We start from the raw sequence: 6782 nt of genomic DNA on the forward strand, positions 1-6782 counted from the left end.
ATTAAATATAACTAAGTAGAAATAAAAAACTCAGCACTTATTAGCCCTGAGTTTTATTGTTATTGATAGGTATTCACCGCCACTTCATCCAGCCAAAACTTAACCCGCCAAAAAGAACTTAAACGCCGGGTTGTTGGTTTCATCATGGCAATCATAGCCCAAAGCGGCCAGGTGCTCTTCAAATTGCGGCTCAGAATCTGACAACTCAAACCCTGCCAATACCCGGCCAAAATCAGTGCCATGGCTACGATAGTGGAACAAAGAGATATTCCAGTGCGTACCTAATGTATGCAAGAACTTCAGCAATGCGCCCGGTGATTCAGGGAATTCAAAGCTGTACAGCCGCTCACGCAATGGTTTGGAAGGTCGGCCACCCACCATATAACGCACATGCAGTTTGGCCATCTCGTCGTCAGATAGGTCCACCACCTGATAATCTTTTGCCTGTAGCTCAGCCAATATCTCTGCCCGCTCGGCATAGCCGCGCGTCAAACGTACCCCTACGAAAATGCAGGCATTATCGGCATCCGCATAACGGTAGTTGAATTCAGTGACCGAACGCCCCCCCAGCAACTCGCAGAAACGCAGAAAACTGCCTTTTTTCTCGGGGATAGTCACGGCCAGCAAAGCTTCGCGCTGCTCGCCCAGCTCACAACGTTCTGACACATAGCGCAGACCATGGAAGTTCACGTTAGCCCCGGACAGCACATGGGCCAGACGTTCGCCTTTGATATTATGCTGCTGGACATACTTTTTCAGGCCCGCCAGCGCCAAAGCACCAGAAGGTTCGGCGATGGCACGCACATCTTCAAATAAATCTTTTACTGCCGCACAGATAGCATCACTGTCGACGGTGATCACCTCGTCCAAATACTCCTGGCATAGGCGGAATGGCTCATCGCCAATACGTTTGACGGCGACACCCTCGGCAAATAACCCAACACGGGCCAGGTCAACCGGCTTGCCCGCATCCAGTGCGGCGCGTAAACAAGCTGAGTCTTCCGCTTCAACCCCGATCACTTTAATCTGTGGCATCAGTTGCTTGATAAGCACCGCCACACCGGCCACCAGCCCACCGCCACCGACCGGGACAAAAACCCGATCAAGGTGTGCGTCTTGCTGGAGTAACTCCATCGCCAGCGTCCCCTGCCCGGCGATAACGGCCGGATGGTCAAACGGCGGAACAAAGGTATAACCCTGCTGCTGGGATAACTCGATAGCTTTGCCTTTGGCTTCATCGAAATTGGCACCGAACAGCAGCACCTCACCACCAAAACCGCGCACGGCATCCACTTTGATGTCAGCGGTTGCTACCGGCATCACGATAAGTGCCTTGATACCGAGCTTACTGGCTGAGAGCGCGACACCTTGCGCATGATTACCGGCAGAGGCTGTTATCACACCACAGGCTTTCTGCTCTTCTGTCAGACCCGCCAGCATCGCATAAGCACCACGCAGCTTAAAACTGTGCACTGGCTGGCGGTCTTCACGTTTAACCAAAATGGTATTAGCCAGGCGGGAAGAGATTTTTTCCATCACTTGCAACGGGGTGACTTGCGCCACCTCATACACCGGCGCGCGCAATATCGCCCGCAGATATTCTGCCCCGCAAGGGGCAGCAGATAAGGGTTGTGATACCGCCATGGGTATTAGCCTCCCAGCTTACTTTTGTCGCGCACAGCACCTTTGTCGGCGCTGGTTGCCAGCAGAGCATAAGCGCGCAGTGCATAAGAAACCTGACGTTCGCGGGCTTTAGGCGACCAGGCAGCATCGCCACGGGCTTCTTCAGTTTCACGACGAGCGGTCAGCTCAGATTCGCTCACATCCAACACAATGCCACGGTTTGGGATATCGATATCAATGAAATCGCCATCCTGCACCAGACCAATCAGGCCGCCACTGGCCGCTTCTGGTGAAACATGACCAATCGACAAACCAGACGTCCCGCCGGAGAACCGGCCATCAGTCAGCAAAGCACAGCTCTTGCCTAATCCCATGGATTTCAAATAGGTGGTCGGATAGAGCATTTCCTGCATCCCCGGCCCGCCTTTTGGCCCTTCGTAACGGATAACGACCACGTCACCCGCCACAACTTTACCGCCGAGAATCGCTGCTACCGCATCATCCTGACTCTCATACACTTTTGCCGGGCCACGGAAGGTCAGGCTCTCTTTATCCACACCGGCGGTTTTAACAATACAACCGTTCGCGGCGATATTGCCGTACAGCACAGCTAAACCGCCGTCTTGGCTGTAAGCATGTTCGCGAGTACGGATACAACCCTCTTCACGGTCAGTATCCAGTGATGGGAAGCGGCAATCCTGCGAGAAGGCTTTAGTGGTACGAATACCCGCCGGGCCTGCGGCGTACATCTGCTTGACCCCTTCGTCACCGGTCAGCATCACGTCATAGGTTTCCAGCGTATCGGTCAGATTCAGCCCCAACACATTACGCACCTCGCGGTTAAGCAAGCCAGCCCTGTCCAGTTCGCCTAAAATACCCATAACCCCACCCGCACGGTGCACGTCTTCCATATGATATTTCTGCGTGCTCGGCGCAACTTTACACAAATGAGGCACCTGGCGAGATAAACGGTCGATATCGCTAATATCGAAATCAACCTCCCCTTCCTGTGCTGCGGCCAGTAAGTGCAGTACGGTGTTGGTCGAGCCACCCATCGCGATATCCAGCGTCATGGCGTTTTCAAATGCGGCTTTGTTCGCGATGCTGCGCGGCAAGGCACTAACATCATCCTGTTCGTAATAACGTTTAGTCAGCTCAACAATGTGCTTACCAGCATCGAGGAACAGTTGTTTACGATCAGCATGGGTCGCCAACAGTGAACCGTTACCTGGCAGCGCCAGACCCAGCGCCTCATTCAAGCAGTTCATCGAGTTGGCAGTAAACATCCCCGAGCAGGAACCACAGGTCGGGCAGGCAGAGCGTTCAATCTGCTCACTGTCGGCATCACTGACATTCGGGTTTGCGCCCTGGATCATGGCATCCACCAGATCCAGTTTGATGATTTTATCGGACAGCTTGGTTTTACCCGCTTCCATCGGGCCGCCGGACACAAAGATCACCGGAATATTCAAACGCAGAGACGCCATCAGCATCCCTGGGGTAATTTTGTCGCAGTTAGAGATACACACCATGGCATCCGCGCAATGGGCGTTAACCATGTATTCTACGGAGTCGGCAATCAATTCACGTGAAGGCAGTGAATAGAGCATGCCGCCGTGGCCCATCGCGATCCCATCATCCACCGCAATAGTGTTGAACTCTTTAGCCACGCCGCCAGACGCTTCAATTTGCTCCGCTACCAGCTTGCCTAAGTCGCGCAAATGAACGTGGCCCGGTACAAACTGGGTAAATGAGTTAACCACTGCAATAATCGGTTTGCCGAAGTCATCATCGGTCATACCGGTAGCGCGCCACAGTGCACGAGCGCCGGCCATATTGCGGCCATGAGTGGTGGTATGGGAACGGTACTTAGGCATTGTCTCTTCACTCCAATGTATTCTGTGTTGCAGGTGGCGAACGAACCACCTGCTGATTCTGTCTGTCAGTTTTTATTGATTATTGATTGATTGGATCCAGCCAACCGTACTTATCTTCAGTTTCACCGGTGAACAGGCCAAAGAACGCTTGTTGGATCTTGGTGGTAACCGGGCCACGTTTACCAATACCGACCTGAATACCATCTACGCTGCGTACCGGGGTAATTTCTGCCGCAGTACCGGACATAAAGACTTCATCCGCCAAATAGAGAGATTCACGTGACAACACTTGCTCACGCACTTCCAGACCCATATCTTTCGCCAGTTTGATAATCGCATCACGAGTGATACCCGGCAGGGCTGAAGAGGTAAACGGCGGCGTGAACAGGATGCCATCTTTTACTTCAAACAGGTTTTCACCCGCACCTTCAGACAAGAAGCCATGAATATCCAGCGCAATCCCTTCCTGATAGCCGTGACGGCGTGCTTCGCTGCCCACCAGCAAGGAGGACAGGTAGTTACCACCGGCTTTCGCCGCAGTTGGAATGGTATTGGGTGCCACACGGTTCCATGAGGACACCATGGCATCAATGCCTTGCTCCAACGCTTCCGCACCCAGATAAGCACCCCATGGGAACGCGGCGATTATCACATCTGTTTTATAGCCATCTGGCGGGTTCACACCCATGCCGACATCACCAATAAACACTAACGGGCGGATATACGCGCTGGTCAGATTGTTTTTACGCAATGTCGCACGGCAGGCTTCCATCAGCTCATCAACCGACTGGGAAACCGGCATACGATAAATTTTAGCTGAGTCATGTAAACGCTGCATATGTTCGCGGTGACGGAAAACTACCGGACCTTTGTGGGAGTCGTAGCAACGGACACCTTCGAAGACTGACGTGCCGTAGTGTAACGCGTGAGACATCACGTGAACTTTAGCCTCTGCCCACGGAACCATGTCACCGTTAAACCAAATAAAATCAGCTTTCTTCGTCATTCTTTTCTTTCCTTGTGGCGCATCAGGCGCGTATCTGTAATGTATTAGGTTGTAGGATCTCGACGCAGGCGACATCCATAAGCTTACTTAACTGAGAAGACAGTAAATCGACAGGTCGCCCGCTGGCAACGGTCAATTCAATATTAATATTCTCAGCATTAATCATTGGCGACATATTCATAGCACAAACCTGGAAGCCACGGTGCCGCACAACCCGCAATACACGCTCTAACATTTCAGGGCGGAAGCGGGCTTGGATAGAGATTTGATGTTGGATAGAGGATTGATGGTGCATCATGAGATTTTCTCCAGCATGGTTTCATTACCTGCGCCTGGCGGCACTAACGGCCAAACGTTTTCGAGTTCGTCGATGGAAACCTGGAGCAGATAAGGGCCTTCGCTGTTAAACAGCGCATCCAGAGCGGCGTCGACTTGGTCTTTGCGGGTGATACGTTGGCCGGGGATATTAAACGCACTGGCCAGTGTGATGAAATCGGGGTTATCAGAAAGATTGGTTTCGCTATAACGTCCATCAAAAAACAGTTGCTGCCACTGTCGAACCATACCCAATCGCTGGTTATCTAATAATACGATTTTCAGCGGTAACTGTTTTCGTTTTATCGTGCCCAACTCCTGAACATTCATCATAAACGAACCGTCACCGGAGATACAGATAACCATGTCATCAGGGCGGGCCATTTGTGCGCCAACCGCGGCCGGCACACCAAAACCCATCGTGCCCAAACCGCTGGAGGTGATGAAATTCTCAGGCCGGGTAAAGTTCATATGCTGCGCCGTCCACATCTGGTGCTGGCCCACATCGGTAGTCACTACCGCTTGCGGTGCTTTGCGCTCAGATATCTGCTTCAGTAACAACGGAGCATAAATTGCCTGGCCAGGGTGATCGTAGCGCCAGCTATGCTGGTGTTTCAATGCCATGACCTCATCACGCCACGGCTGGATATCCAACGGTTGCTGTAATGCGGGCAGCAATACTTTCAAATCGCCCTGCAACGCGACATGCGCCTGACGCAATTTACCCAATTCAGCCGGGTCGATATCCATATGGATAACTTTTGCTTTTGCGGCGAATGTATTCAGCTTGCCGGTGACACGGTCATCAAACCGCGCACCAACCGCTATCAGTAAATCGCAATCCTGCACCGCAAAGTTTGCGGCTTTAGTGCCATGCATCCCCAGCATCCCCAGATAGCACGGGTGATTAGTATCCGGCGCACCTAAGCCCTTCAGAGTGGCAACCGCAGGAATACCCGTTACCTCGATAAAAGCACGTAAAGCAGGAACGGCCTGTGCCATGCCAACCCCGCCACCGACATACAACATCGGTTTTTGCGCGGTTGCCAGCATATCCCAGGCTTGTTGTAACTCGGCGGCAGAATCAACAAGATGCTCTTCAACTGGCATCAGGTGCGGAGTTAAATCACCCACAGCTAACTGAATATCCTTCGGAATATCGATTAAAACCGGTCCAGGGCGGCCACTGGTAGCAATGGCAAACGCCTCCGCCATGATACCAGGCAACGCCTCTAATGATTCAACCAGAAAACTGTGTTTAGTACAGGCAAGTGACAAGCCCAATACGTCAATCTCCTGAAAAGCATCAGTACCGATTAAAGCAGACCCCACCTGACCGGTGATAGCAATGACCGGCACAGAATCCAGCAATGCATCAGCCAAACCGGTGATCAGATTAGTGGCTCCAGGGCCAGAAGTGGCAATACACACCCCGACTTTACCGGTTGCACGGGCATAGCCAATGGCAGCAATCGCAGCACCTTGCTCATGGCGGCAGAGCAAATGCTCGACACCACCATCATACAAAGCATCGTAGACAGGCATTATTGCCCCACCCGGATAGCCGAATACCGTATCAACACCCTGCGCACGCAACGCTTGAACCACCCACTGAGCACCATTCATAGTTATTTCCCCGACCTTTTGCGGGAGGCACAGGATTTTATTCTGTTGTGCATTTTATGTTCCTCGCGTCTTTAACGTACCAATAAAAAAACCCCCGGACCTTTCGGTGCGGGGGTTCTCTTGAGATTAAGGCTTGATTTTTATGCCTTTATTCGTCCAAGTGCAGCCCCGCACGGTGGGATAATAATCACCACCACGCTAATTAGGACTAGGTTAATCACTTGGACAATCGCTTTCATAATTAGGTTGTTCATCTGTCAGTGTCGAACGAATACCTACAGAGTTATCACAGTTATTGGTTATCTGACAATATTTATTTAAATTATTATTCTGTG

General features: G+C 51.8%; 6 protein-coding genes. All 6 read right to left on the reverse strand.

Annotated elements, in window-relative coordinates; all coding sequences use genetic code 11:
* Positions 1-99: 99 nt before the first annotated feature.
* The 6 genes from ilvA to ilvL all read right to left on the reverse strand — a co-directional run bounded on the left by ilvA (position 100) and on the right by ilvL (position 6686).
* The gene (ilvA, locus tag V1952_RS18815; protein WP_372560098.1) at positions 100-1644 is read right to left on the reverse strand and encodes a threonine ammonia-lyase, biosynthetic; all 1545 of its coding nucleotides are present in this window, start codon (positions 1642-1644) and stop codon (positions 100-102) included.
* 5 nt (positions 1645-1649) lie between these two features.
* The gene (ilvD, locus tag V1952_RS18820) at positions 1650-3500 is read right to left on the reverse strand and encodes a dihydroxy-acid dehydratase (RefSeq protein ID WP_083161840.1); all 1851 of its coding nucleotides are present in this window, start codon (positions 3498-3500) and stop codon (positions 1650-1652) included.
* Positions 3501-3579: 79 nt separating this feature from the next.
* Positions 3580-4506 (reverse strand): branched-chain amino acid transaminase, encoded by a 927-nt coding sequence (locus V1952_RS18825; protein ID WP_083161838.1) that lies wholly within the window; start codon positions 4504-4506, stop codon positions 3580-3582.
* 22 nt (positions 4507-4528) lie between these two features.
* Positions 4529-4801 carry an acetolactate synthase 2 small subunit gene (gene ilvM / locus V1952_RS18830; protein ID WP_372560674.1) on the reverse strand — a complete coding sequence of 91 codons (273 nt, stop codon included), beginning with the start codon at positions 4799-4801 and terminating at the stop codon, positions 4529-4531.
* Positions 4801-6447, reverse strand: coding sequence for an acetolactate synthase 2 catalytic subunit (ilvG, locus tag V1952_RS18835; RefSeq protein ID WP_083161836.1), 1647 nt, complete (start codon positions 6445-6447; stop codon positions 4801-4803). The genes ilvM and ilvG overlap by 1 nt, the downstream gene beginning before the upstream one ends.
* 140 nt (positions 6448-6587) lie before the next feature.
* Positions 6588-6686 (reverse strand): ilv operon leader peptide, encoded by a 99-nt coding sequence (ilvL, locus tag V1952_RS18840; RefSeq protein WP_071817873.1) that lies wholly within the window; start codon positions 6684-6686, stop codon positions 6588-6590.
* Positions 6687-6782: the final 96 nt, after the last annotated feature.

Source organism: Yersinia sp. 2542 StPb PI, assembly GCF_048593855.1.
Taxonomy (GTDB): Bacteria; Pseudomonadota; Gammaproteobacteria; order Enterobacterales; family Enterobacteriaceae; genus Yersinia; species Yersinia enterocolitica_E.

Bases quoted from the DNA above. Each gene is read 5' to 3' on its own strand.
- ilvA (WP_372560098.1), bottom strand. From the start codon at position 1,644: ATGGCGGTATCACAACCCTTATCTGCTGCCCCTTGCGGGGCAGAATAT.
- ilvD (WP_083161840.1), bottom strand. From the start codon at position 3,500: ATGCCTAAGTACCGTTCCCATACCACCACTCATGGCCGCAATATGGCC.
- V1952_RS18825 (WP_083161838.1), bottom strand. From the start codon at position 4,506: ATGACGAAGAAAGCTGATTTTATTTGGTTTAACGGTGACATGGTTCCG.
- ilvM (WP_372560674.1), bottom strand. From the start codon at position 4,801: ATGCACCATCAATCCTCTATCCAACATCAAATCTCTATCCAAGCCCGC.
- ilvG (WP_083161836.1), bottom strand. From the start codon at position 6,447: ATGAATGGTGCTCAGTGGGTGGTTCAAGCGTTGCGTGCGCAGGGTGTT.
- ilvL (WP_071817873.1), bottom strand. From the start codon at position 6,686: ATGAAAGCGATTGTCCAAGTGATTAACCTAGTCCTAATTAGCGTGGTG.